The sequence below is a fragment of the Pseudomonas sp. BP11-1-1 genome, assembly GCF_052112105.1.
In the GTDB taxonomy this organism is placed as follows: domain Bacteria; phylum Pseudomonadota; class Gammaproteobacteria; order Pseudomonadales; family Pseudomonadaceae; genus Aquipseudomonas; species Aquipseudomonas alvandae.
Genome location: NZ_JAUTYU010000001.1, coordinates 61526 through 87332 on the forward strand (window position 1 = coordinate 61526; position 25807 = coordinate 87332).

Annotated in this window: 15 protein-coding genes and 3 pseudogenes; 11 read left to right on the forward strand and 7 right to left on the reverse strand. The window is 59.2% G+C overall.

What is annotated here, in order from left to right; genetic code table 11:
* Nucleotides 1-265: 265 nt before the first annotated feature.
* A complete protein-coding gene (locus tag Q7C33_RS00300) occupies nt 266-460 on the forward strand; it encodes a hypothetical protein (protein WP_030142403.1) in 195 nt (64 codons plus the stop codon).
* Between the two features lie 137 nt (nt 461-597).
* On the opposite strand, the gene Q7C33_RS00305 is transcribed toward Q7C33_RS00300, so the two are convergent.
* From Q7C33_RS00305 to cysM, 5 genes are all read right to left on the reverse strand, one after another.
* Nucleotides 598-1137 carry a DUF2058 domain-containing protein gene (locus Q7C33_RS00305; protein ID WP_030142404.1) on the reverse strand — a complete coding sequence of 180 codons (540 nt, stop codon included), beginning with the start codon at nt 1135-1137 and terminating at the stop codon, nt 598-600.
* 26 nt (nt 1138-1163) lie between these two features.
* Entirely contained in the window at nt 1164-1997 is an 834-nt protein-coding gene (gene mazG / locus Q7C33_RS00310) for a nucleoside triphosphate pyrophosphohydrolase (RefSeq protein ID WP_407682655.1), read from the reverse strand.
* A 134-nt stretch (nt 1998-2131) separates the two neighbouring features.
* Nucleotides 2132-4378, reverse strand: coding sequence for a GTP diphosphokinase (gene relA, locus Q7C33_RS00315; RefSeq protein ID WP_030142406.1), 2247 nt, complete (start codon nt 4376-4378; stop codon nt 2132-2134).
* Between the two features lie 101 nt (nt 4379-4479).
* On the reverse strand, nt 4480-5850 hold the full coding sequence (gene rlmD, locus Q7C33_RS00320; protein ID WP_407682656.1) for a 23S rRNA (uracil(1939)-C(5))-methyltransferase RlmD: 1371 nt from the start codon (nt 5848-5850) through the stop codon (nt 4480-4482).
* The gene (gene cysM, locus Q7C33_RS00325) at nt 5850-6752 is read right to left on the reverse strand and encodes a cysteine synthase CysM (RefSeq protein ID WP_030142408.1); all 903 of its coding nucleotides are present in this window, start codon (nt 6750-6752) and stop codon (nt 5850-5852) included. The genes rlmD and cysM overlap by 1 nt, the downstream gene beginning before the upstream one ends.
* A 572-nt stretch (nt 6753-7324) precedes the next feature.
* Between cysM and Q7C33_RS00330 the strand changes: the two are divergent.
* From Q7C33_RS00330 to Q7C33_RS00340, 3 genes and pseudogenes are all read left to right on the forward strand, one after another.
* Nucleotides 7325-7432, forward strand: a pseudogene (locus Q7C33_RS00330) (IS5/IS1182 family transposase); the annotation flags it as partial.
* A gap of 354 nt (nt 7433-7786) precedes the next feature.
* Nucleotides 7787-16909 (forward strand): annotated as a pseudogene (locus tag Q7C33_RS00335) (amino acid adenylation domain-containing protein); the annotation flags it as partial.
* Between the two features lie 146 nt (nt 16910-17055).
* Nucleotides 17056-18264, forward strand: a complete 1209-nt coding sequence (locus Q7C33_RS00340; protein ID WP_407682658.1) for an MFS transporter — start codon at nt 17056-17058, stop codon at nt 18262-18264.
* Here the strand turns inward: Q7C33_RS00340 and Q7C33_RS00345 are convergent.
* Nucleotides 18265-18659: pseudogene (locus Q7C33_RS00345) on the reverse strand (transposase); the annotation flags it as partial. It abuts the gene before it with no gap.
* A 129-nt stretch (nt 18660-18788) separates the two neighbouring features.
* On the opposite strand from Q7C33_RS00345, the gene Q7C33_RS00350 reads away from it, so the two are divergent.
* From Q7C33_RS00350 to Q7C33_RS00365, 4 genes are all read left to right on the forward strand, one after another.
* The gene (locus Q7C33_RS00350; RefSeq protein WP_198798073.1) at nt 18789-21539 is read left to right on the forward strand and encodes a response regulator; all 2751 of its coding nucleotides are present in this window, start codon (nt 18789-18791) and stop codon (nt 21537-21539) included.
* A 111-nt stretch (nt 21540-21650) separates the two neighbouring features.
* Nucleotides 21651-22640, forward strand: a complete 990-nt coding sequence (locus tag Q7C33_RS00355; protein WP_407682659.1) for a 2-hydroxyacid dehydrogenase — start codon at nt 21651-21653, stop codon at nt 22638-22640.
* 186 nt (nt 22641-22826) lie between these two features.
* Nucleotides 22827-23261, forward strand: a complete 435-nt coding sequence (locus Q7C33_RS00360) for a hypothetical protein (RefSeq protein WP_407682660.1) — start codon at nt 22827-22829, stop codon at nt 23259-23261.
* Nucleotides 23261-23665, forward strand: coding sequence for an META domain-containing protein (locus Q7C33_RS00365; RefSeq protein WP_407682661.1), 405 nt, complete (start codon nt 23261-23263; stop codon nt 23663-23665). Before Q7C33_RS00360 ends, Q7C33_RS00365 begins: the two co-directional genes overlap by 1 nt.
* Nucleotides 23666-23835: 170 nt before the next feature.
* Here the strand turns inward: Q7C33_RS00365 and Q7C33_RS00370 are convergent, their stop codons facing one another.
* Nucleotides 23836-24303: a TlpA disulfide reductase family protein gene (locus Q7C33_RS00370; protein ID WP_407682662.1), complete on the reverse strand. Its 468-nt coding sequence runs from the start codon at nt 24301-24303 to the stop codon at nt 23836-23838.
* A 104-nt stretch (nt 24304-24407) separates the two neighbouring features.
* On the opposite strand from Q7C33_RS00370, the gene arsC reads away from it, so the two are divergent.
* From arsC to Q7C33_RS00385, 3 genes are read left to right on the forward strand one after another with little or no spacing between them, the layout of a single operon-like run.
* A complete protein-coding gene (gene arsC, locus Q7C33_RS00375; RefSeq protein WP_198798077.1) occupies nt 24408-24761 on the forward strand; it encodes an arsenate reductase (glutaredoxin) in 354 nt (117 codons plus the stop codon).
* Nucleotides 24758-25363, forward strand: a complete 606-nt coding sequence (gene wrbA / locus Q7C33_RS00380; protein ID WP_407682663.1) for an NAD(P)H:quinone oxidoreductase — start codon at nt 24758-24760, stop codon at nt 25361-25363. The genes arsC and wrbA overlap by 4 nt, the downstream gene beginning before the upstream one ends.
* Nucleotides 25356-25781 carry a DUF2069 domain-containing protein gene (locus Q7C33_RS00385; protein WP_217861422.1) on the forward strand — a complete coding sequence of 142 codons (426 nt, stop codon included), beginning with the start codon at nt 25356-25358 and terminating at the stop codon, nt 25779-25781. Before wrbA ends, Q7C33_RS00385 begins: the two co-directional genes overlap by 8 nt.
* Nucleotides 25782-25807 lie beyond the last annotated feature (26 nt).

Here is a 25807-nt window from a genome sequence, read left to right on the forward strand (position 1 = left end):
GCCAACTCCACTATCAACTGACACACTGCTATCGCGAGCAAGCTCGCTCCCACAGGTTTTATTTGCGCTCACGCCTGGCAACATGAAAACTTTTTCATGAACACCGCCTGCGACCGAATGCCGCGCCCTGCCTGGCCTGCAGGATTGTTGCGCTTTTCATGAAAACTTCTTAACGAACCGGGGCATTTACTTAGCACGCTACCAAAATCTATAACAAAGTCCTGCACACGCCTTGCTGCAGATAACAGAGATTGGAGCTTGCAAGATGACTGTGAAAGTAACTGAACGCGACGACGCCCATATGTCCCACGAAGGGATTGCCGCCGGTATCCGGATCTGGGACGTGCATCAACAGGACATGCTGGTAGGGATGTTCCACTCCGAGACGGACGCCCACAGCTACAAGGCCGAGCTGGAGCGCGAGGAGCGGCAGCGTTTGCGTGAGACAGCTGAATCCTGAACCACACAAAACACCTGTGGGAGCGAGCTTGCTCGCGATAGCATCGTATCAGTCAATATTTCTGTCACTGATATACCGCTATCGCGAGCAAGCTCGCTCCCACAGGGTTTGTGTTCAACTCAATAGCATTGTCCCGCTTACCACATCAAATCATCAGGAATCTGATAGGCCGCGTACGGATCATCGGCATCGACTTCTTCGGTCTGGGTGTTGAGCTGGACGATGCGCTTGGGGTCGCGTTCCTGGATCTTCAGCGCCGCTTCGCGCGGGATCACTTCGTAGCCGCCGGCATGGTGAACGATCGCCAGGGAGCCGCTGCTGAGCTTGTTGCGCATCAGCGTATTGACCGAGATGCGCTTGACCTTCTTGTCGTCGACAAAATTGTAGTAGTCCTCGGTGGTCAGCTTCGGCAGGCGCGAGACTTCGATCAATTGCTTGATCTGCGCAGCCCGGGCTTTCTGCTCGGCCTTTTCCTGCTGCTGGCGATTGAGTTCCTGGTCGCGCTTGACCTTCTCGGCCATGGCTTCCTGGGCAGCACGCTGCTGGGAATCATCCAGTTCGATCTGGCCTTTGTGGGCCAGGCGCTGCTGTTTCTGTTTCTCTTTGCCGACCTGCTTGGCCTGCTTTTGGTTGACCAGCCCTGCTTTGAGCAACTGGTCGCGAAGGGAAAGGCTCATGGTGCTTACTCACTTAGGCAACGGCCTCAGCCACAGCTGGGCAAATTCTTTTCCTGACGTTTGGCTTCGCCCCACAAGGCGTCCAACTCTTCGAGGGTGCAATCTTCCATGGGACGGTGGGTGTCGCGCAATGCCTGTTCGATAAATCGGAAACGGCGCTCGAACTTCGCGTTGGCGCCACGCAGGGCTGTCTCGGGGTCCACCTTGAGGTGTCGCGCCAGGTTGACCACGCTGAACAACAGATCGCCCACCTCATCGCTGATGGCTACGGGATCGTTGTCTGCCATGGCTTCAAGCACTTCGTCCAGCTCTTCCCTGACCTTATCGAGTACCGGTAACGGCCCCGGCCAGTCGAAACCCACCTGGCCAGCACGCTTCTGCAGTTTTGCCGAACGGGACAAAGCCGGCAGCGCCGCCGGGACGTCGTCGAGCAACGACAGCTGCTCGGGCGCCGAAGCCTTCTCGGCACGTTCTTCGGCCTTGATTTCTTCCCAGCGCTGCTTGACCTGCTCTTCGCTCAATCGCGGGATATCCACCGGTGCATACAAGTCACCGGTAGGAAACACGTGGGGATGGCGACGAACAAGCTTGCGCGTGATGCTATCGACCACGCCGGCGAATTCGAAACGGTTCTCTTCCCGCGCCAATTGGCTGTAATACACCACCTGGAACAGCAAGTCGCCCAATTCGCCCTGCAAGTGATCGAAATCGCCGCGCTCGATCGCATCGGCCACTTCATAGGCTTCTTCCAGGGTATGGGGGACGATGGTGGCGTAGGTTTGCTTGATGTCCCACGGGCAACCGTATTGCGGATCCCGCAGGCGGTTCATCAGGTGGAGCAGGTCTTCGAGGCTGTACATCAATCCATCCCGTCACAAAAAAACCTGTGGGAGCGAGCTTGCTCGCGATTGCGGTGTGTCAGATAACCTTGATGCGTCTGATATACCGCTATCGCGAGCAAGCTCGCTCCCACATAAACCAAGACAACCAGCAATCACCCCGGTGTCCGATTCCGCCGCGTCTCGATGATGTTTGGCAACTGGGAAATCCGCCCCAGCAACCGTCCCAATGCATCCAGCCCCGGAATCTCGATGGTCAGGGACATCAGCGCGGTATTGTCTTCCTTGTTCGAACGAGTGTTGACTGCCAGCACGTTGATCCGCTCGTTGAGCAACACCTGGGACACATCACGCAGCAGGCCGGAGCGGTCGTAGGCGCGAATGACAATGTCCACCGGATAGGTGAGCACCGGCACCGGGCCCCAACTGACCTGGATGATCCGTTCCGGTTCGCGCCCCGCCAATTGCAGCACCGAGGCGCAGTCCTGGCGGTGAATGCTCACGCCGCGGCCTTGGGTGATGTAGCCGACGATCGCATCCCCCGGCAACGGCTGGCAGCAGCCGGCCATCTGCGTCATCAGGTTGCCCACGCCCTGGATCTGGATGTCGCCGCGCTTGCCGGGCTTGTAGCCCGTGGCCTTGCGCGGGATCAACTCCAACTGTTCGTTGCCGCGCTCCGGCTCCACCAACTGCTGGGCCAGGTTGACCAGTTGCGCCAGGCGCAAATCGCCGGCACCGAGGGCGGCGAACATGTCCTCGGCAGTCTTCATGTTGGCTTTTTCGGCCAGCTTGTCGAAGTCCACCTGCGGCAGGCCGAGGCGACTCAGCTCGCGCTCGAGCAAGGTCTTGCCGGCGGCGACGTTCTGGTCGCGGGCCTGCAATTTGAACCAATGGACGATTTTCGCCCGTGCCCGCGAGGTGGTGATGTAGCCCAGGTTCGGGTTCAACCAGTCGCGGCTCGGCGTGCCGTGCTTGCTGGTGATGATCTCGACCTGCTCACCGGTCTGCAGGCTGTAGTTGAGCGGCACGATCCGCCCGTTGATCTTGGCGCCACGGCAGTTGTGGCCGATCTCGGTGTGGACCCGATAGGCGAAGTCCAGCGGCGTCGCACCCTTCGGCAAGTCGATCGCATGGCCGTCGGGCGTGAAGATGTAGACCCGGTCAGGTTCGATATCGACCCGCAGCTGTTCCGCCAGGCCGCCGATATCGCCGAGCTCCTCGTGCCATTCCAGCACCTGGCGCAACCAGGAGATTTTCTCTTCGTAATGGTTGGAGCCGGACTTGACGTCGGTGCCCTTGTATTTCCAGTGGGCGCAAACACCCAGCTCGGCTTCTTCGTGCATGGCGTGGGTGCGGATTTGCACTTCCAGCACCTTGCCTTCCGGGCCGATCACGGCAGTGTGCAGCGAGCGATAGCCGTTTTCCTTGGGGTTGGCGATGTAGTCGTCGAACTCCTTCGGGATGTGCCGCCACAAGGTGTGGACGATCCCCAGCGCGGTGTAGCAGTCGCGCATTTCCGGAACCAGCACGCGAACGGCGCGAACGTCGTAGATCTGGCTGAATTCCAGCCCCTTGCGCTGCATTTTTCGCCAGATCGAATAGATGTGCTTGGCGCGGCCACTGATATCGGCTTCGACGCCGGTGGCCTGCAGTTCTTCGCGCAACTGGGTCATCACATCGGTGATGAAGCGCTCGCGATCCAGGCGTCGCTCATGCAGCAGCTTGGCGATCTGCTTGTATTGGTCGGGCTCCAGGTAGCGGAAGGACAAATCCTCCAGCTCCCACTTGATATGACCAATACCGAGGCGATGGGCCAGCGGTGCATAAATGTCGAAAACTTCCCGGGCAACGCGATTGCGCTTCTCGTCGTCGGCGGATTTCACGGCACGGATCGCGCAGGTGCGCTCGGCCAGCTTGATCAGCGCGACGCGCACATCATCGACCATGGCGACGAGCATCTTGCGCAGGTTTTCAACCTGGCCCTGGGTGCCCAGCACCATCGACTGGCGCGGACTGAGGCTGGCGCTGATCGCCGCCATGCGCAGCACGCCGTCGATCAGCTTGGCGACCACCGTGCCAAAGCGCTGGCTGACCACTGGCAACTGGATCTGCCCTTCGCGCACGCCACGGTACAGCACCGCGGCGACCAGCGAATCCTGGTCCAGCTTGAGGTCAGCGAGGATTTCCGCGATCTCGAGGCCTGTCTGGAAACTCGACGTGCCTTCGGACCACAGGTTCTTCGCCGCGTTGTGCTGCTGTTCCGCCTCGCGAGCGAACTCGCAGGCGGCCTTCAAGGCTTCGCGATCCAGTGCCGTGTCGATACTGACCGCGTGATCGAGCCAAGCCTCGAGATTGATACTGCCGTCGGTGTTGATCGGCTGGTGTGCTCTCACCTGTACCATCTTTACTTACCTTCCCTACGACGCAGATTCAATGCGTCAACATCGCTGACCTTCGTTGCCCGTGTTTCCGCCCAGGGCCGTGGCGGACTGGCACGAACGGGTCAGTCGGACAAGCCATCCTGGCTCGCTTCAAATAACGCCATGGCCTCGACATGCGCCGTTTGAGGAAACATATCGAGAATCCCGGCACGTTTTAACCGGTAGCCCTGCTTGATCAGTTCGACCGTATCCCGGGCCAAAGTTGCCGGGTTGCACGATACATAAACCAACCGTCTGGCCCCCAGGGACGACAGCTTGCGTACCACCTCGAAAGCACCGTCACGGGGTGGGTCCAAGAGTACCGCAGAAAAGCCTTCGCCGATCCATTCGGCACCCACCAAAGGCTGGGATAAATCGGCCTGAAAAAAAGCAGTGTTATGCAAATTGTTGCTGAGGGCGTTGGCCGCGGCACGGTCGACCATGGTCTGCACGCCTTCCACCGCCACCACCTCGCGCACGCTTTTGGCGAGCGGCAAGGCAAAATTGCCCAGGCCACAGAACAGATCCAGCACGCGCTCTTCGGATCGAGGCGCCAGCCATTGCAAGGCCTGGGCGACCATAGCCTCGTTGACGGCGGCATTCACCTGGATGAAATCCCCTGGCCGGTAAGCCAAGTCCAGGCCCCAGGTTTCCAGGCGATAGCCCAAGGACAATTCGGGATCGACCGGTTGCGGCTCGCCTTCGCCATGCAGCCATAACTGGGCTTCGTGGAGCGCGCAGAAATCCTTGAGGAGCGTCAGGTCGGCGTCCGACAGCGGCGCCATGTGCCGCAACAACAGCGCCACGGACGAACCGGCGAACAATTCAACGTGGCCCAATGCCTGGGGCTTGCCCAAGCGGCGAAGCATTTCCGGCAAGCGGCTCATGATCGGCTGCAAGGGCTGTACCAGCACTGGGCATTCGTCGATGGCGACGATGTCCTGGCTGCCGACGGCACGGAAACCCACTTCGAGTTTTTTTGCTTTCTGGTCCCAACGAACCGCCACCCGGGCGCGACGCCGGTAACCGAATTCCGGCCCGCTCAAAGGCTCAGCCCACTCCTCCGGCTCGACGCCCGCCACCCGTGACAGTTGCTCGGCGAGCATGCGCTGTTTCAGGGCGAGTTGTTCGTTGTGGGGCAAGTGTTGGACGCTGCAGCCGCCGCAGCGACCAGCATGGACACACAGCGCGGCACGACGCAGCTCGCTGGGCGAAAACACCCGTTCGGTGCGGACCTCGACCACTTTGCCGTGGGCCCCGAGCACCCGCGCCTCGACCTCTTCGCCGGCCAGTGCACCGATGACAAACCAGGTGCGCCCGTCGACAAAGGCAATGCCACGGCCATCGTTGGCCAGGCGCTCGATGGTCAGGCGCTGCTTTTTGCCGGTGGGCACTTGCGGGGCCCGGCTTCCGCCGCTGGGCTGGAAGCGCAAGCCTCGTTCTTGCTTGGCCATCAGTTGGGCGCGTCGAAAATGCCGGTCGACAGGTAACGGTCGCCACGGTCGCAGATGATCGCGACGATCACTGCATTCTCAACTTCCTTGGACAAGCGCAGCATGCCCGCCACGGCACCGCCGGAAGACACGCCGCAGAAGATGCCTTCTTCGCGAGCCAGGCGACGGGTCACGTCCTCGGCTTCGCTCTGGGCCATGTCGATGATCCGGTCCACGCGCTCGGCCTGGTAGATCTTCGGCAGGTATTCCTGGGGCCAGCGGCGAATGCCGGGGATCGCCGAGCCTTCCATCGGCTGCAATCCGACGATCTGTACGTTCGGGTTCTGTTCTTTCAAATAGCGCGAGGTGCCCATGATGGTGCCAGTGGTGCCCATCGAGCTGACGAAATGGGTGATCGTGCCGTCGGTCTGGCGCCAGATCTCCGGGCCCGTCGTGGTGTAGTGGGCCTCGGGATTGTCACCGTTGGCGAACTGATCCAGCACCTTGCCACGGCCTTCGGCCTGCATGCGCTCGGCCAGGTCGCGAGCACCTTCCATGCCCTCTTCCTGAGTCACCAGGATCAGCTCGGCGCCATAAGCCGTCATCGCAGCTTTACGCTCGGCGCTGGAGTTGTCGGGCATGATCAGGATCATCTTGTAGCCCTTGATCGCCGCAGCCATCGCCAGGGCAATGCCGGTGTTGCCGGACGTCGCCTCGATCAGCGTATCGCCGGGCTGGATCTGCCCGCGCAACTCGCCACGGGTGATCATCGACAGCGCCGGGCGGTCCTTGACCGAACCCGCCGGGTTGTTCCCTTCGAGCTTGAGCAGAAGCGTATTGCTGGTCGCGCCGGGCAGGCGCTGCAAACGAACCAGCGGAGTGTTGCCGACGCAATCGGCGATGGTTGGGTACTGCAAAGTCATGGCGTATTCGCAATCCGGGCTGCGGGGGCGCCTATCATACCGACAAACCCGGCGAGGCCATATCACGCAAAGTGTGGTGGTTATGGCTTATGGGAATAAGCAAGGTGAAAGCTGAGTGTGCTGCTGGGTGAAGGTAGTCCTTTCCCTACAGAGCCAAGCGCTCGGATCGCGCATGCATACCTGCTGTAAGTACTGTCTGTCATATCCTTCCGGCCTGCTTGTGGGATCGTTCCTTTTATATAAATAAGCAAGCATTCAAGGCTATCGAGCTTTGCACCGTTTGGTTTAAGGTAGTACCGCTAAGCGTACGAGCAGATGTAGAGCAATGACGATAGTCTTAATGAGGAAATTGGCTGCTGCTAGGTGTTCGCAGAAAAACACACACAGACAAGCGGATGGATCTGATGTCGCTTTCAACATCGACGGGGCAGAAGTCAGACGAAAATGTATGTTTACTTCAAGTCATCTTTAGACGCCTATCTTATTACGTTACAAATTGAGGCATGCGCGAATTTAGAGAACAGCTATAAATGTAGTTGCCATTCTAGTAACCAAATCCGCGCCCATCGAATAAAGCCGGGATTGCCTTGATAGAGCCGCATTACCCCAAGGGTTAAGGTAGCCGTCCGGCCTATCCGTTGGGGGCGATGTTGCGAGTTCATCTGATGCAAAACTGGTTTATCTCTGACGCAGAAAAGAAACGTCCTGGTTTATCTGGCCATGGATGTTGTTTTCACGGCGGATACAACCAGAGTTTTAGCTGCAGGCGGGCGTGGGTTTGGTAATGTGTGATGGCACCGGCAAGATAATATCGCTGACACGCCTGATTTATATAATAGATAGCGCTTGATTCTACTGATCGATACTTCGCCGCTGGATGGTTTGAGACACATGACAGACAGGAGTCAACAGATAACATTCATGAACTTGCACTCATTTAATGTAGGTGCAATCAATCGATAGAAGTAACCTTTTCACTTTTGGAGGCAAGGATGCACGACCTAGTTACGTCTGAATATTCTGTTCATCTGTGTATTCATCAGCTATTCGAGGAGCAGGTTGCGCACAGTCCTGAGGCAACGGCACTGATCTTTGAGGGCGAGGTGCTCAGCTATGGCGAACTCAACGCCAGGGCTAATCGGTTGGCGCATCGGTTGATTGCTTTGGGTGTCAGGCCAGACCAGCGAGTAGCAATTTGTGTTGAACGCTCCCCGGCGATGGTTATTGGCCTGATGGCGATCCTGAAGGCGGGCGGCGCCTATGTGCCGCTCGATCCGGAGTACTCGGGCGAGCGACTGGCGTTCATTCTTGGCGATACGACTCCGGCTCTGGTGCTGGCTGATGCGGCCGGGCGCCATGCGCTCGGAGACGCTTTGCAGGCTCGAACCGTACTCGATCCCAATGAGGCTCACGCTGAAGCGTTGATCGGGGCGGACGATAACCCTGAAGTTCCAGATCTTACCCCTAAAAATCTCGCCTATATCATCTACACCTCGGGTTCAACCGGTCAGCCCAAAGGGGTGATGATCGAACATGCTCAGGTGGTGCGCCTGTTCGGCACGACACACGCCAACTTTGGTTTTGAGGCCAGCGACGTCTGGTGCCTTTTCCACTCTTTTGCCTTCGACTTCTCGGTCTGGGAACTATGGGGAGCCCTTCGTTATGGCGGCACGCTGGTGCTGGTTCCGCACGCTATTACCCGTTCGCCGAAAGCGTTCTACCAGCTGATTTGTGAGCAGGGCGTCACTGTTCTGAACCAGACCCCGAGCGCCTTCACAGCCTTGATGGAATATATACAACCGTCATCGGACCGGCTGCGCTATGTCATTTTTGGCGGCGAAGCGCTGCAGCCGTCAACCTTGCGCGACTGGTATGGCGTGCATGAAGAAGCTGCCCCGCAACTGATCAACATGTACGGGATCACGGAAACCACGGTCCACACCTCCTATTACCCCCTGACTTCATCCGATGCGCGACAAGACGACAGCGTGATCGGTCAGCGTCTACCGGATTTGAATCTCTATCTTCTGGACGCGCTTGGCCAGCCTGTTCCGATGGGGGCCGCGGGTGAAATGTACGTCGGCGGCGCCGGTGTTGCGCGTGGTTATCTGAACCGCCCCGAACTGACAGCAGAGCGCTTCCTGCACGATCCCTTCGCCGGCAAACCTGAAGCGCGGATGTATAAAACGGGGGACCTGGCCCGTTATCTTCCAAATGGCAATCTGGCGTTTCTGGGTCGCAATGACGACCAGGTCAAAATCCGCGGCTTCCGGATTGAACTGGGTGAAATTGCGGCTCGATTGGCTGAGCATCGTTCCGTCCGCGAGGCGGTGGTGGTGGCACAAGGGGAGGATGCCGATAAGCGCGTGGTTGCTTACGTGGTGGCGCAGTCCGAAGTTCAGGATGCATCGGTAGCCTCTGAAGTGGGCTTGACGCTGGCGAGCGTGCTGCGTGAATACCTGAGTAGCCGTTTACCCGACTACATGGTGCCGTCTGCCTTTGTGCGGATGGAAAGCTTCCCCCTAACGGCCAATGGCAAGCTTGATCGCAAGGCTTTGCCTGTTCCGCAGGAGGATGCTTTTGCCCGTGAGGCCTACGAGGCGCCGCTGGGCGAGATAGAGGTTGTCCTGGCCGGGATCTGGTCGGAGCTGCTTGGTGTTGGACAGATCGGTCGCCATGACAACTTCTTCGCCCTCGGCGGCCATTCGCTCATGGCCGTGCGGCTGGTCAGTCGCATAGCCGCCCTGGGGGCTGAATTGCCACTCGCAACCTTGTTCGCCTCTCCAACGCTCAAGACTATGGCTTTGGCGATTGAAGCCCGACGCGACGCTGGCGCGGTAGCGCGTGCATCGATCCGCCCCCTCTCTCGCGATGAGTCCTTGCCGCTGTCTTTCGCTCAGCAGCGACTTTGGTTTCTGGCGCAACTCGACAGTGGAATCAGCAACGCCTATCACATCCCCTTGGCGCTGAGATTGCGCGGTCAGTTGAACGCTGACGGTCTGCAGCAGGCCCTTGACGCACTGTGGTCGCGCCATGAGGCATTGCGCTCCGTCTTTGTCATCCAAGAGGGCGAGGTCGAAGTGCGTCTGATGGCCAGCGATCAGGGTTTGCCATTGCGCGAGATTGATCTTCTCGCATCGGACGCAGAAACCGAGCTTGCAAAGCTTTGCACCGAAGAGGCTAGGGCGCCCTTTGATCTCGCAACAGGCCCGCTGATTCGGGCTTGCCTGATCAAGGTGCCTGTCGCCGCGTCCGCTGATGAACATGTATTGCTACTCACACTACACCACATCGTCTCGGATGGCTGGTCGCTCGGCATACTTTTGCCTGAGCTGAGTGCGCTGTACACGGCGTTCAGCAACCATCAGGCCAGTCCATTGTCGCCGCTGGCGATCCAGTATCCGGACTATGCCGCTTGGCAGCGGCAATGGCTGTCGGGGGAGCGCTTGAACGAGCAGGCGACTTACTGGAAACAGGCGCTGGCCGATGCGCCAACGCTGCTTGACCTGCCAACAGACCGGCGTCGGCCTGAGCAACAATCCCTTGTGGGCGCCTCTGTACCGATCAAACTCAGTGCAGAGCTGACTACGGCCCTCAAGCGTTTCAGTCAGCAGCAGGGTGTGACGCTATTCATGACCGTGTTGTCGGCCTGGGCGGCAGTACTGTCACGCCTGTCCGGACAGGTAGATATTGTGATAGGTGTGCCAAGTGCCAACCGGGGCCATTGCGATATCGAGCCGCTGATCGGCTTCTTCGTCAACACACTGGCGCTGCGGATTGACCTTGGCGACAACCCGAGCGTTGCCGACCTTATTGCGCGAGTGTGCGAACGGGTACTCAAGGCTCAGGATCATCAGGATCTGCCGTTCGAGCAGGTGGTAGAGATAACCCAGCCGCCTAGACGTTTGAGCCATACGCCACTGTTTCAGGTCGTATTTGCCTGGCAAAACTACGATGCAGGCCAATGGGCCTTGCCCGGTCTTGAAGCCAGCCCGGTGGGTTCTTCCTATGAAGTAGCCCGGTTCGATCTGGAGCTGAACCTGGCCGAGGCGGGCGATCAAATCGTGGGGGCTATTGGCTATGCGACGTCGTTGTTTGACGCCGCCACGATCGAGCGCCACGTGGGTTATCTGAAGACTGTCCTTGCCGAGATGACCCGGGATGCCAGCCAGACTGTCGCCAAAATAGACCTGCTTGATGTGCCTGAGCGCACTTTGTTGCTCAAGACATGGAACTCAATTGATGAATCCTGCCCGGCTCATTTGTGTATGCATCAGCTATTCGAGGAGCAGGTTGCGCACAGTCCTGAGGCAACGGCACTGATCTTTGAGGGCGAGGTGCTCAGCTATGGCGAACTCAACGCCAGGGCCAATCGGTTGGCGCATCGGTTGATTGCTTTGGGTGTCAGGCCAGACCAGCGAGTAGCAATTTGTGTTGAACGCTCCCCGGCGATGGTTATTGGCCTGATGGCGATCCTGAAGGCGGGCGGCGCCTATGTGCCGCTCGATCCGGAGTACTCGGGCGAACGACTGGCGTTCATTCTTGGCGATACGACTCCGGCTCTGGTGCTGGCTGATGCGGCCGGGCGCCATGCGCTCGGGGACGCTTTGCAGGCTCGAACCGTACTCGATCCCAATGAGGCTCACGCTGAAGCATTGATCGGGGCGGACGCAAACCCTGAAATTCCAGCTCTTACCTCTAAAAATCTCGCTTATATCATCTACACCTCGGGTTCAACCGGACAGCCCAAAGGGGTGATGATCGAACATGCTCAGGTGGTGCGCCTGTTCGACACGACACACGCCAACTTTGGTTTTGAGGCCAGCGACGTTTGGTGCCTTTTCCACTCTTTTGCCTTCGACTTCTCGGTCTGGGAACTATGGGGAGCCCTTCGTTATGGCGGCACGCTGGTGCTGGTTCCGCACGCTATTACCCGTTCGCCGAAAGCGTTCTACCAGCTGATTTGTGAGCAGGGCGTCACTGTTCTGAACCAGACCCCGAGCGCCTTCACAGCCTTGATGGAATACGTACAACTGTCATCGGACCGGCTGCGCTATGTCATTTTTGGCGGTGAAGCGCTGCAACCGTCGACCCTGCGCGACTGGTATGGCGTGCATGAAGAGTCTGTCCCGCAACTGATCAACATGTATGGAATTACGGAAACCACAGTTCACGTCACCTATTACCCGCTGACTTTATCGGATGCGCAACAAGACGACAGCCTGATCGGTCAGCGTTTACCGGATCTGAATCTCTATCTTCTGGACGCGCATGGCCAGCCTGTTCCTATGGGGGCCGTGGGTGAAATGTACGTCGGCGGCGCCGGTGTTGCTCGTGGCTATCTGAACCGCCCCGAACTGACAGCAGAGCGTTTTCTGCATGATCCCTTCGCCGGCACCCCTGAAGCGCGGATGTATAAAACGGGGGATCTGGCCCGTTATCTTCCGAACGGCAATCTGGTGTTTCTGGGTCGCAATGACGACCAGGTCAAGATCCGCGGTTTCCGAATTGAACTGGGTGAAATTACGGCCAAATTGGCCGAGCATCCTTCCGTCCGTGAGGCGGTGGTGGTGGCGCAAGGCGAGGAGACCGATAAGCGTCTGGTTGCTTACGTGGTGGCGCAGTCCGAAGTTCAGGACACGCCGTTAGACTCTGAGGCTGGCTTGGCGCTAGCGGGCGTGCTGCGTGAATACCTGGGTAATCGTTTACCCGACTACATGGTGCCGTCTGCCTTTGTGCGGATGGAAAGCTTCCCCCTGACGGGCAATGGCAAGCTTAATCGGCGGGCGTTGCCGATTCCAGAAGGCGATGATTTTGCCCATGCGACCTACGAGGCGCCGCTGGGCGAGATCGAGGTCACCCTTGCCTATATATGGTCAGAGCTGCTTGGCGTAGAACAAGTCGGTCGCCGTGACAACTTCTTTGCCCTCGGCGGCCATTCACTTTTGGCGGTGCGGTTGATCGAGCGGTTGCGCCGCCAGGGCTTGAGCCTTGCTGTGCGTGATCTGTTTCAGACGCCGGTGTTGTCGGTGCTGGCCAGCACGCTTGGCCAACACCGCGAGGTGGTGGTGCCGCACAATCTGATCAAGTCCGAGACGTGCAGAATCACGTCCGATCTGCTGCCGTTGATCGATCTCAGCCAATCGGACATCGACGTGATCGTTTCACAGGTACCTGGGGGGGCAGCCAACATTCAGGATATTTATGCGCTCTCACCCATGCAGGACGGCATCCTGTTCCACCACATGTTGGCAAAGGAGGGTGACCCCTATTTGCTGGTTACCCAGATGGCCTTTGCTAATCGTGAAACACTGGAGCGCTATCTTTCCGCCGTTCAACAGGTTGTAGACCGTCACGACATTTTGCGTACCGCCTTTGTTTGGGATGGGTTGTCTCGAGCCGCGCAAGTTGTCTGGCGACAGGCTCCACTTTCCGTCACTGATGTTGTTCTCAACCCGGCGGACGGCCCCGTTACCGAACAGCTTTCCCGGCGCTTTGATTCATGTCGGCACCGGATTGACCTGACCCAGGCGCCGGTGCTGCGCTTTATCGTTGCCCATGACCCTGGCGCAGGCCGCTTTATTCTGATGCAGTTGCAGCATCACTTGATTGACGATGCGTCTTCATTGCAGTTTTTTTATAGCGAAGTGCAGGCTTTCCTCGCCGGTCGCGGTGAGAAGCTGCCGTCGCCTCAGCCGTTCCGCAACCTGATCGGTCAGGTGCGGTTGGGTAAAAGCGCGGCGGAACATGAACGTTTCTTCAGATCCATGCTGGCTGACATTGAAGAGCCGACGTTGCCCTTTGGATTGGCGGAAGTGCATCTGGACGGCGCGCAGGTGGGCCAGACCCACCGCATAGTTTCGGCCGAACTCAATGATCGGCTGCGGGCGCAGGCGAGGCGATTGAATGTGAGTCTCGCCAGTCTGTGTCACGTTGCCTTTGCCCAGGTACTGGCGCGCACCAGCGGCCAGGAAAAGGTCGTGTTTGGTACGGTGCTGTTTGGGCGCATGCAAGCGGGCCAAGGGTCAGATCAAGCCATGGGTATGTTCATCAATACGCTGCCGATCCGATTTGACTCAGGCGGCACGGATACCGCTGAGAGTGTCCAGCAGGCTCATGCCCGTCTGGCTGAGTTGCTCGCCCACGAGCATGCCTCGCTGGCGCTGGCACAAAGGTGCAGTGGGGTCGCTACAGGCACGCCGCTGTTCAGCGCATTGCTCAACTATCGGCACAATGACCTCGCGGGTGCGGACAACATCGTCCAGACCATGGGGCAAATGCCGGGTGTTGAATTATTGAGTGAACAAGAGCGGACCAATTATCCGTTCACATTGTCAGTTGAAGATTTCGGTCACTCCCTGGGGTTGACGACCCAAGTGGTCACTCCGTTCGATTCCAATCGTGTGTGTGGCTACATGGAACAGGCGTTGAACAGTTTGGCGCAGACCCTGGAGCGCTCGCCGCACCGCCCGGTTCGACAGCTGAATATTCTGCCTGCGTCTGAACGTACATTGTTGCTCAAGACGTGGAACGCGACGGACGCATCCAGCCCGGATCATCTGTGCATTCATCATTTGTTTGAGGCGCAGGTGGCGCGCACTCCAGAGGCAACGGCGCTGATCTTTGAGGGCGAGGTGCTCAGTTACGGTGAGCTCAATGCCAAAGCCAATCGACTGGCACATCGGCTGGTTGAGCGGGGCGTTGGGCCAGACCAACGAGTGGCGATCTGTGTCGAGCGCTCGACGACGATGGTTATTGGTCTTATGGCGATCCTGAAGTCGGGCGGCGCCTATGTGCCGCTTGATCCGGCTTATCCGGGAGATCGACTGGCTTACATTCTTGCCGATACGGCGCCGGTCCTAGTGCTAGCCGATGCGGCCGGGCGGCAGGTGCTAGGCGAGGCGTTGCAGCGTTATACCGTGCTTGATCCCAATGAAATCTTGACGAAGGCAGATGCTAATTTCCAGGTCACCGGCCTCACACCCCGCAACCTCGCTTATCTGATCTATACCTCGGGTTCAACCGGACAACCCAAGGGCGTCATGATTGAACACCGTGGATTAATCGCATCGACATTGGCAAGAACCACGGTCTATAAGCCAAGTTTCGGCGCGGTATTTTTACTGCTGTCATCCGTGGCGTTTGACAGTTCCGTGGCAGGCATTTTCGGGACGTTAACAACTGGTGGTGCCTTGTGTTTACCAGGCAGAAAAGCCGTCGTAGATCCACACGTCATCAGCCGCCTTTTGATTGAAAACAAAGTCACCTCAGTGCTGCTGGTGCCGTCTCTCGCAAGATTGGTTTTGCCGCAAGTCGCCCAACTTGGATATGAACAGCTACGTCAGGTGATCGTGGCAGGTGAAGTGTGTCCTGCGAAACTGGTCCAAGAAGTGACCTCAGCATTTACTGCGGTTGAATTATTCAATGAATATGGCCCGACGGAGGCGACAGTCTGGGCGGCGGTCCATCGCTGTTCCTCTGACGACATTGATCCGGTTCCGATAGGCTTTCCGATTTCAAACACACGAATTTACCTTCTGGACGCGCATGGCGAGCCTGTTCCGCTGGGTGCGGTGGGAGAAATGTACATCGGGGGCATGGGTGTTGCGCGTGGATATCTGAACCTCGCCAAACTGACGGACGAGCGCTTCTTGCTCGATCCATTTGCCGGCAAGCCTGGCGCGCGGATGTATAAGACGGGGGACCTGGCCCGTTACCTGCCGAACGGAAACCTGGTGTTCCTGGGCCGCAATGACGACCAGATCAAGATCCGTGGCTTGCGAATTGAGCCGGGTGAAATTGCGGCCAGACTGACCGAACATCCCTCCATCCGCGAAGCGGTTGTAGAGATGCAAGGCGTAGACCCGGACAAGCGACTGGTCGCTTACGTAGTGGCTCACCCAGAGGTTTCGGAAAATGATGCCTTTATATCTAGGGCCGACTCGAAGACGGGTCTACCGCTTGCAGGACGACTGCGTGATTACTTGAATGAACGCCTACCCGACTACATGGTGCCGTCTGCCTTTGTGCTGATTGAACACTTGCCGCTAACCCCGAATGGCAAGCTTGATCGGCGGGCATTGCCTGTTCCTGAAGGCGAGGCCTTTGCCCATGCGGCGTATGAGGTGCCGCAAGGTGAGACCGAGACGATCCTGGCCGCGATTTGGTCAGGGTTGCTCGGGCTTGAGCAGGTCGGTCGCCATGACAACTTCTTCGCCCTCGGCGGCCATTCGCTCATGGCCATCCATCTGATGCAGAAAGTCAGGTGTTATGGTTTGGAGTGTTCGTTGAGCGACATTTTTGAACACCCACGATTGGCTAACCTTGCCACTCGGATCGCACAATCTCCTGTGTTCAATCCGCGGATCGGGGCGATCACGGTGCGCGCTGGCGGGACTGAACCCCCAGTCTTTTTCGTGCCCTCGGGATTAGCCGATTATTCGTATGCTATTTCGCTGGCCCAACAAATCCGAGCCAGCTGCCCGATCCATGTATTGCCGTGGTCGGCCATTGGCGACTCTCTGCCTCATTCAATGGAGGATATGGCCGAAAGAATGATACCGCTCATCCAGACGATCCAGCCTGAAGGGCCTTATCGCATTGCGGGGTATTCCTCTGGAGGGATTCTCGCTTATGCCATCGTCCATGCGCTTATGTGCAAAGAGGCCAGCGTTGAATTTTTAGGCTTTATTGATGTCCCCGCGCCGCATAAGTTGCTTTATAAAAACCAAGATGTTAAGAACTACTTTATTCAGCATGTTAAGGCCGTAGCTCCCGAGGCCGACCGTCATAAGTTCGGCATGTTAAATGAGGGTGATGAGTTTGCTGAGTTGATTAAAAAAGCACAGGATTTTGGAGGCTATGATTTAAATGCAAACATCTCGCTGGAAACAGTCAAATGGCAAGCCATTTATCATTTTTCGCAGATTGCCGGCGCCTATAAACCATCTCCACTGCCGGTCAATCTCCATCATTTCTACGCGGCTGACCGTGAGCGCCCTCCTCTGCCGCAGCTTGATATGGTAGACGGGTGGAGAGAGCTCTTACCTGATTTGGTGATTAGCTCTGTTTCTATTCCAGGTGGGCATGTTTCCATGATGGAGGACGTCAGTAATCGCAAGCACTTGGCTGAAGCATTGAATCGAGCGCTTTTGTAAGAGGTGAGGATTGAGCGTTTCGCTCATCTTCATGCAAGTGGGTTTATAACTTCCCACTTGTAATATTGGCTCAAATACCCGTTCAGGCGCCGATATACCGCTTTATTAGTTATTCGTGAGCGTCAAATTATAAAAAAGGAGGAATTATGGCAAATCCCTACCGCGAACTTTTCACTACCCCGGGCGTCATGGGGTTAGTGATCGCGAGTTCCATCGCCCGGCTACCACAGGCAATGATCGGCATTGGCATCATCACCATGCTGGTGCAGCAGACAGGCCTTTATTGGCTGGCGGGCTCGGTCGCCGGTACTTTTACCTTGGCGAATGCGTTTATCGGTCCGCAAGTATCGAAACTTGTTGATCAGCGGGGCCAGCGTCGGATTCTACCCTCTGTGACAGCCTTCAGCATTGTTATGTTGCTCGCGCTGATCATTGCCGTCTACATGAGAGCTCCGGCCACACTGCTGTTTATTCTTGCGGCATTGGCGGGCACGATGCCGAGCATGCCCGCCATGATAAGAGCACGCTGGACGCAGCTTTTTCGTGGCAAGCCAGAGTTGCACACGGCGTTCTCCTTGGACACGGTTCTAACTGAACTCGCCTTTATCATCGGCCCACCACTTGCCATTGGTTTGAGCGTCAGCTTTTTCGCGGAAGCCGGGCCTCTTGTAGCCGTTTTGCTGCTGGTTGTCGGCGTGACGGCTTTTCTTATGCAGCGGCAGACAGAACCGAAGGTGATCGTGGGCATCAGAAGGAGCGCACGCTCGACCCTGCTTATCCCCGGCGTTCGTACCATCGTGCTAGCGCTCTTGGCAATGGGTGTGATTGGCGGATCAATCGACGTGGCGGTTGTGGCCTTCGCCAACGTACAAGGCTGGCCGGCGTCTGCCAGTTTCATCCTGGCAGCCTATGCGCTCGGTTCAATGATCGCGGGTCTGACGTTCGGCGCCTTAAGGATTTCCTTGCCGATTGAAAAGCAGTTCTTTATCGGGGTACTGATAACGGCAGTCACTGCCGTGTTGCCCATCCTTTCACCGGACGTCTACATCCTTTCGGGGATGCTGTTTGTGGCAGGTATGTCATTTGCGCCAACGATGGTCGTCGTCATGAATCTCGGTACAACCATTGTTCCACCGTCCAGGATCACCGAAGGACTTACGTGGATGACGACAGGCATCAGCATCGGCGTAGCGCTCGGTGGCGTATTGGCAGGGCTGGTCATCGACGTCTATGGCGCGCAAGCAGGGTTCGGTGTCGCGATTGTCGCGGGCCTGTCCATGGTGGTGATTGTGCTTTTGGGGCTGCGTACACTTCGTGCCACGTCTGCGGTTTGTACCGAGCTAAACTTCCAGTGATCAGCACTCTGGACTTCTTCGGGGCATCGTTCCGCCGGTAACGGACGCGGGCCCCGTCTGCTGAGCGATGTTGTTCGCCAGCCCCCCGAAAACGTACTTCGTACTGCCAAACTGACGCTTAATCACGCGAAATGGGTGTTCAACCTTGGCCCTGACTTGCGCCTTGGCGTGTTCGATCTTGCGTCTCAGGCGACCGATCAACTCTTTCCATGCTGTTTATTACTGCTGTGCCAGGCGGCATTCGATCATCTTACGATCCTGACGCTCAGGACGCTTATCCACACCGGCGTAACCGGCATCGCCGCAGGCGTTTGTTTCCGTGCATGCAACAACTGATCGACCTGCGTCACGTCCGCTACATTGGCTGGCGTACCCATCGCGCAGTGGCAAGGTCCGCGCCGAACCGATGTACGGTTGACACGAATTTTACAAAGATCCCCCGCCCGCAAATCGCTACACTGCGCAGGTATTGCGTGCCGGATGCGCGCAAAGCTCAATCAGACCGCTGGATGCAGGAGACAAGTGTGCTCAAGAAACTGGGAATCAAAGGCCGCGTCCTGTTGCTGACCCTGTTGCCGACCAGCCTGATGGCGCTGGTTCTGGGCGGCTATTTCACCTGGATGCAGCAGTCGGACCTGCACGCCCAGTTGCTGCAACGGGGCGAGATGATCGCCGAACAGCTGGCCCCGCTGGTTGCGCCGGCGATGAGCCAGCACGACACCGATCTGCTGGAGCGCATCGCCACCCAGTCTCTCGAACAAGCGGACGTACGCGCCGTGACCTTCCTCGCCCCCGACCGCTCGCCCCTGGCCCATGCCGGCCCGACCATGCTCAACCGCGCGCCCGACGGCAACAGTACACAGTTGCTGCAGCGCACCGGTAACGACGCGACGCGTTACTTGCTGCCGGTGTTCGGCAAGCACCGCAACTTGGCGGGTGAACTGATTCCCGAGGAAGCCGACCGCCTGCTGGGCTGGGTCGAGCTGGAGTTGTCCCACAGTGGCATGTTGCTGCGCGGTTATCGCAGCCTGTTCGCCAGCCTGTTGCTGATCGCCGCCGGCCTGGGATGCACCGGGCTGCTGGCCTTGCGCATGGGTCGCACCATCAATCGCCCGCTGAGCCAGATCAAGCAGGCCGTGGCGCAGCTCAAGGATGGCCACCTGGAAACCCGCCTGCCGCCGCTGGGCAGCCAGGAACTGGATGAGTTGGCGTCGGGCATCAATCGCATGGCCGGCACGTTGCAGAATGCCCAGGAAGAATTGCAGCACAGCATTGACCAGGCCACTGAAGACGTGCGCCAGAACCTGGAAACCATCGAGATCCAGAACATCGAGCTGGACCTGGCGCGCAAGGAAGCCCTGGAGGCGAGCCGGATCAAATCCGAATTCCTGGCAAACATGAGCCATGAAATCCGCACGCCGCTGAACGGCATCCTGGGTTTCACCCATTTATTGCAGAAAAGCGAACTGACTCCGCGCCAGCTCGACTACCTGGGCACCATCGAAAAATCCGCCGACAGCCTGCTCGGGATCATCAACGAGATCCTCGATTTTTCGAAGATCGAAGCCGGCAAGCTGGTACTCGACAACATCCCGTTCAATCTGCGGGACCTGTTGCAGGATACCCTGACCATCCTCGCCCCCGCCGCCCATGCCAAGCAGCTGGAATTGGTGAGCCTGGTCTACCGCGACACGCCTTTGTCGCTGGTGGGCGACCCGCTGCGCCTCAAGCAGATCCTCACCAACCTGGTGAGCAACGCGATCAAGTTCACCCGCGAAGGCACCATCGTCGCCCGCGCCATGCTCGAAGACGAGCATGAAGACAGCGTGCAATTGCGCATCAGCATCCAGGACACGGGCATCGGTCTCTCCGCCCAGGACGTCCGGGCGCTGTTCCAGGCCTTCAGCCAGGCCGATAACTCGCTGTCCCGGCAACCTGGCGGCACCGGGCTGGGCCTGGTGATTTCCAAGCGGCTGGTGGAACAGATGGGCGGCGAGATCGGCGTGGACAGTACGCCCGGCGAAGGTTCGGAGTTCTGGATCAGCCTGCGCCTGCCCAGGACCCGGGACGACGCCGAGGACTTGCCCGGCCCACCGCTGCTGGGTCGACGCGTCGCCGTCCTGGAAAATCATGAGCTGGCCCGCCAGGCCTTGCAGCACCAGCTGGAAGATTGCGGCCTGCAGGTCACGCCGTTCAATTCGCTGGAAAACCTGACCAACGGTGTCACCGTCGCCCACCAGACCGACCAGGCCATCGACCTGGCCGTGCTCGGCATTACCAGCAACGACATGCCGCCGGAACGCCTCAACCAGCACATCTGGGACCTGGAACACCTGGGCTGCAAAGTCCTCGTGCTTTGCCCGACCACCGAGCAGACGCTGTATCACCTCTCTGTTCCCAACCCCCACAGCCAGCTCCAGGCCAAGCCCGCCTGCACCCGCAAGTTGCGCCGCTCGCTGTCCGACCTGGTCAATCCGCGCCCATTGCGCAACGAACCCAACGAACCGGCGCCCAGCCGTGCCCCCAAAGTGCTGTGCGTGGACGACAACCCGGCCAACCTGCTGCTGGTGCAGACCTTGCTCGAGGACATGGGCGCCAGGGTGCTTGCGGTTGAAAGTGGTTACGCAGCGGTCAAGGCCGTGCAGAAGGAAACCTTCGACCTGGTCTTGATGGACGTGCAGATGCCCGGCATGGACGGTCGCCAGAGCACCGAGACGATTCGCCAGTGGGAAAGCGAGCGCCACTGCTCGCCGCTGCCGATCGTCGCCCTCACCGCCCACGCCATGGCCAACGAGAAACGCGCCTTACTGCAAAGCGGCATGGATGACTACCTGACCAAGCCCATCAGCGAGCGGCAACTGGCCCAGGTCGTGCTCAAATGGACCGGCCTGGCCTTGCGCAACCAAGTGCCGGACCGAGGCTGGGACGGCCATGGCAGCGGAGAGCTGCTGGTGCTCGATCACGAAGAAGGCTTGCGCCTGGCCGCGGGCAAGGCCGATCTGGCAGCGGACATGCTGGCAATGCTGCTGGCCTCCCTGGAAGCCGACCGCGAAGCCATTCGCCAGGCCAGCGAAGCCAACGATCACAACGCCCTGATCGAACGGGTCCACCGCCTGCACGGTGCCACGCGTTATTGCGGCGTACCGCAATTGCGCGCGGCCTGCCAGCGCAGCGAAACCCTGCTCAAGCAGCAGGATCCCAAAGCGGCGGCGGCCCTTGAGGACTTGGAGCGCGCCATCGATCGCCTGGCCAGCGAGGCGCGTATCAGTGCCTGATCCAGGGCAATACCCTGGAAATCGGAATCACTGAAAATCCCCGCTCCGCCCCCGGACTGTAGGAGCTCCTACGCAGTTCCTACAGGCTTTTCTTTTTGCCAGGAAGCCGTCATGCGCGCCATTCTTTTCAGCAGCCAGACCTACGACCGTGACAGTTTCAGCAACGCGCCCGTACCTGCCAACCTGGAACTGCAGTTTCAACCTGCACGCCTGAACCTCGACACCGTGGCCCTGGCCGAACGGCACGAGGTGGTGTGCGCCTTCATCAATGACGATCTCAGCGCCCCGGTGCTCGAACGACTGGCTGAAGGCGGCACGCGGCTGATCGCCTTGCGTTCGGCCGGCTACAACCATGTCGACCTGCTCGCCGCCAAACGCCTGGGATTGAGCATCGTCCGGGTGCCGGCCTATTCGCCCCATGCCGTGGCCGAACATGCGGTGGCGTTGATCATGATGCTCAACCGATGCCTGCACCGGGCCTGCAACCGCACCCGGGATGGCAACTTCAGCCTCAACGGGCTGACCGGCTTCGACCTGGTGGGCAAGACGGTGGGCGTGATCGGTACCGGCCAGATCGGCGCGACCTTCGCCCGGATCATGGCCGGCTTCGGCTGCCAGTTGCTGGCGTACGACCCTTATCCCAATCCCCAGGTCGAAGCCCTGGGCGCCCGTTATGTGCCGCTAGCCGATCTGCTGGCGCAAGCGCAGATCATCAGCCTGCATTGCCCGCTCAACGAACAGAGCCGACACCTGATCAACGCCCGTTCCCTGGAAACCATGCAACGCGGCGCGATGCTGATCAACACCGGTCGCGGCGGCCTGGTGGACACACCGGCACTGATCGAAGCGTTGAAAAGCGGCCAGTTGGGGTATCTGGGACTCGATGTCTATGAGGAAGAAGCCCAACTCTTCTTCGAGGACCGCTCCGGCCTGCCATTGCAGGACGACGTTCTCGCACGACTGCTGACCTTTCCCAATGTCGTCGTGACCGCCCACCAGGCATTCCTGACTCGGGAAGCCTTGGCGGCGATCGCCACCACTACCTTGGACAATATCGCGGCCTGGGCCGCCGGCGCGCCGCAGAACCTGATAGCCAACTAGCCCCCCTGTGGGAGCGAGCCTGCTCGCGAATTAGATGGGTCATCTGACATCATTGCTGACTGATACACCGCTTTCGCGAGCAGGCTCGCTCCACAGGGGATGCATGGAGTTTCGTCGGCATGCCTTCCATCTGGATCATTCCAAGCCATGCCCCGTGCTAGCATGTCGCGCCTATTTGGAGGACCCATGGCCGAACACGATTTCCGCTACACCCTGATGAACCCACAGCACACCTTGACCGAGGTCCGCGCGCTGGCGCCGGGTCGTTATCAGGTCACCGGCAACGGCGGTTCGATCCAGGCCAACGATGTATTGCTCGTCACCCTCAAGGGCAGCAAGGATTTGTCCATGCGACTGACCGTGGACACCGTTCGCCATCTGCTCAAGCCGATGGGCCAATGGACCGCCATGACCACCGGCCCGGTGTTCGGCGAACTGGCGATCCACACCTGGCAGGTCAATTGCGACCGCTGCGCCAAGGAGCTGAGCTTCGAATTCGCCATCGATGCCAAGCTTGGCACCAAGGCCCAGAAGCCAGCCGCCACCGCACGCATCGCCGAGTTGGGCTGGACGACGGTCGGCGAAAAACACCTGTGCCCTCAATGCCAGGAAGCCGCTTGATGAAACGCCTGGTCCTGGCCGCGCTGATCGGCGCCGGCCTGCTGGGTTGTGCCGGCGAGCCGGTGCAACTGCAACAAAACCGCAGCTACATCCTTGAATGGATTGGTGAGCGACCATTGATGGATTACAGCCACCTGACCATCACCCTGGGCGATGATGGCCGGGCCTATGGCAATGCCGGCTGCAACCATTGGTTTGCGCCGTATACCCTGGAAGGCCATCGGTTGAGCTTCGGCAAGGTTGGCAGTACCCGCAAACTCTGCGCCCCGGCAGTGATGGAGCAGGAGACGCGTTTCCTGCAGGCGCTGGAGAAGGTAGAGCGCTGGGACGTTTCGCCCATCGAACAGATGCGTTTCTGGCCCGCCCAAGACAAGCCGCTGCGTTGGTGGTTGGAAGAAGGCTGAGAACAGCTGTTCGGGTTAACTCTGTGGCGAGGGAGCTTGCTCCCGCTGGACCGGTCCGACGCGTCGGGCGTAGCAGGCCCCTGCTTTCTACCTGACACACCGCAGTGGCAGATCCAAGGGGGCCGCTTCGCGGCCCAGCGGGAGCAAGCTCCCTCGCCACAAAAGCCCCATTATTTCAGTGCCTGCAACGCCTCCAGCTTCGCCATCACCGCCGCCGCCGTCTGCTCCCCGAGCAACTGCTCGCGCACCTTGCCCTGGTTATCGATGATGTAGGTCACCGGCAATCCCTCGCTGCGTGGAAGGTCGAAGATCTCGGCCGGGTCCCGAGCCAGCACGGTGAAATGAATGCCCATCTTGTCGCTGGCACTCTTGAGCTCCTCGCCCTGCACCTGATCGAAGTTGACGCCGAACACGCCCACGTTCCGTCCCTTGAGCTGTTCTGCCAAGGCATTGAATTCCGGAATTTCAGTGCGGCATGGCGCGCACCACTCGGCCCAGTAATTGAGCACCACCCATTGTTTGTCCAACCGTTGCGACGCAATCGGCTGGCCGTTCTGATCCACGCCGTAATCGTTTCCACAGCCGGCGAGCAATAAAATGCCGATGAATGTCAGTGCCGCCGCCAATCGCCTCGTCATGTGCCAATCCTTGCCTGAAATGTGAACGCTGGCCGCCCATCAGGTGCTAGGCGCCTCGCTGCACAGTAGAATAGCCGCCACCTTACGCAAGATGCGACCCGCTCATGACTGATCTGACGCTTTATCACAACCCGCGCTGCTCGAAATCCCGCGGTGCGCTGGAACTGTTGGAAGCCCGCGGCCTGGCGCCCACCGTCGTCCGCTATCTGGAAACCCCGCTGGACGCCGCGCAGCTCAAGCGCCTGCTGGGCAAGCTCGGCATCGGCGCGCGGCAGTTGCTGCGCACGGGCGAGGACGAGTACAAGACCCTGAACCTGGCCGACGAAAACCTGGCCGAGGACGATCTGATCGCCGCCATCGTCGCCCACCCGAAACTCATGGAACGGCCGATCCTCGAAGCCGGGGAAAAAGCCATTATCGGCCGTCCGCCGGAAAAGATCCTGGAGATCCTGCCGTGACCACGCCGTACATCCTGGTCCTGTATTACAGCCGCAGCGGCTCCACCAACGAAATGTCCCGGCAAATCGCCCGGGGCGTCGAGCAGGCCGGGCTGGAAGCCAGGTTGCGCACGGTGCCGGCGATTTCCACGGAATGCGAAGCGGTGTCGCCGGATATCCCGGAACAGGGCCCGCTCTACGCCACGCTCGATGACCTGAAGAACTGCGCCGGCCTGGCCCTGGGCAGCCCGACCCGTTTCGGCAACATGGCCGCGCCGCTCAAATATTTCCTCGACGGCACCAGCAACCTCTGGCTGACCGGCGCCCTCGTGGGCAAGCCAGCCGGCGTGTTCACCTCCACCGCCAGCCTGCATGGCGGCCAGGAAACCACGCTGTTGTCGATGATGCTGCCCCTGCTGCACCACGGCATGCTGATCACCGGCCTGCCCTACAGCGAATCGGCCCTGATCGATACCCAGGGTGGCGGTACGCCCTACGGCCCGAGCCATCACGCCGGCGCCGACGGTAAAAGCGGCTTGAACGCGCATGAAGTCGAGCTGTGCCGAGCCTTGGGCCTGCGCCTGGCGAAAACCGCTCTATTGCTGGAGAACGGCCGTGGCTAAGAAGCCCAAGATCCTCCCACCGGTCCACTGGCTGGAACCGCGCGTACGCATCGCCCGCGCCCTCAGCCTGCTGTGCTTTTTCGGTTTGGTGGGGTTGCTCAGTGCGTATTACTTGCTGATCGCCGACCTGCACGGCGCGCGCCCTTGGGTGATCCTGCTGATCGAGCTGGTGCCGCTGTTGATCCTCGCGCCGGGCATGCTCATCGGCAGCGCCCGCGGGCATTCCTGGATGTGTTTCGTGGTGAACCTGTATTTCATCAAGGGCGCATTGGCCGCGTACGACCCGAACCGGCAGTGGTTCGGCGTGCTGGAAATGGCGGCGAGCGTGGCGGTGTTCTGCTCGGCGTTGCTGTATGTGCGCTGGCGGTTTCAGTTGAATCGAAGGTTGGCGGGCGAAGGCGAACCCTCCGTCGCCTGATACACCGCTATCGCGAGCAAGCTCGC

Coding starts and splice junctions, on each gene's coding strand:
- rlmD (WP_407682656.1), bottom strand. CDS start 5,850: ATGGCCAAGCAAGAACGAGGCTTGCGCTTCCAGCCCAGCGGCGGAAGC.
- Q7C33_RS00340 (WP_407682658.1), top strand. CDS start 17,056: ATGGCAAATCCCTACCGCGAACTTTTCACTACCCCGGGCGTCATGGGG.
- cysM (WP_030142408.1), bottom strand. CDS start 6,752: ATGACTTTGCAGTACCCAACCATCGCCGATTGCGTCGGCAACACTCCG.
- Q7C33_RS00370 (WP_407682662.1), bottom strand. CDS start 24,303: ATGACGAGGCGATTGGCGGCGGCACTGACATTCATCGGCATTTTATTG.
- relA (WP_030142406.1), bottom strand. CDS start 4,378: ATGGTACAGGTGAGAGCACACCAGCCGATCAACACCGACGGCAGTATC.
- Q7C33_RS00365 (WP_407682661.1), top strand. CDS start 23,261: ATGAAACGCCTGGTCCTGGCCGCGCTGATCGGCGCCGGCCTGCTGGGT.
- Q7C33_RS00360 (WP_407682660.1), top strand. CDS start 22,827: ATGGCCGAACACGATTTCCGCTACACCCTGATGAACCCACAGCACACC.
- arsC (WP_198798077.1), top strand. CDS start 24,408: ATGACTGATCTGACGCTTTATCACAACCCGCGCTGCTCGAAATCCCGC.
- Q7C33_RS00300 (WP_030142403.1), top strand. CDS start 266: ATGACTGTGAAAGTAACTGAACGCGACGACGCCCATATGTCCCACGAA.
- Q7C33_RS00355 (WP_407682659.1), top strand. CDS start 21,651: ATGCGCGCCATTCTTTTCAGCAGCCAGACCTACGACCGTGACAGTTTC.
- Q7C33_RS00305 (WP_030142404.1), bottom strand. CDS start 1,137: ATGAGCCTTTCCCTTCGCGACCAGTTGCTCAAAGCAGGGCTGGTCAAC.
- mazG (WP_407682655.1), bottom strand. CDS start 1,997: ATGTACAGCCTCGAAGACCTGCTCCACCTGATGAACCGCCTGCGGGAT.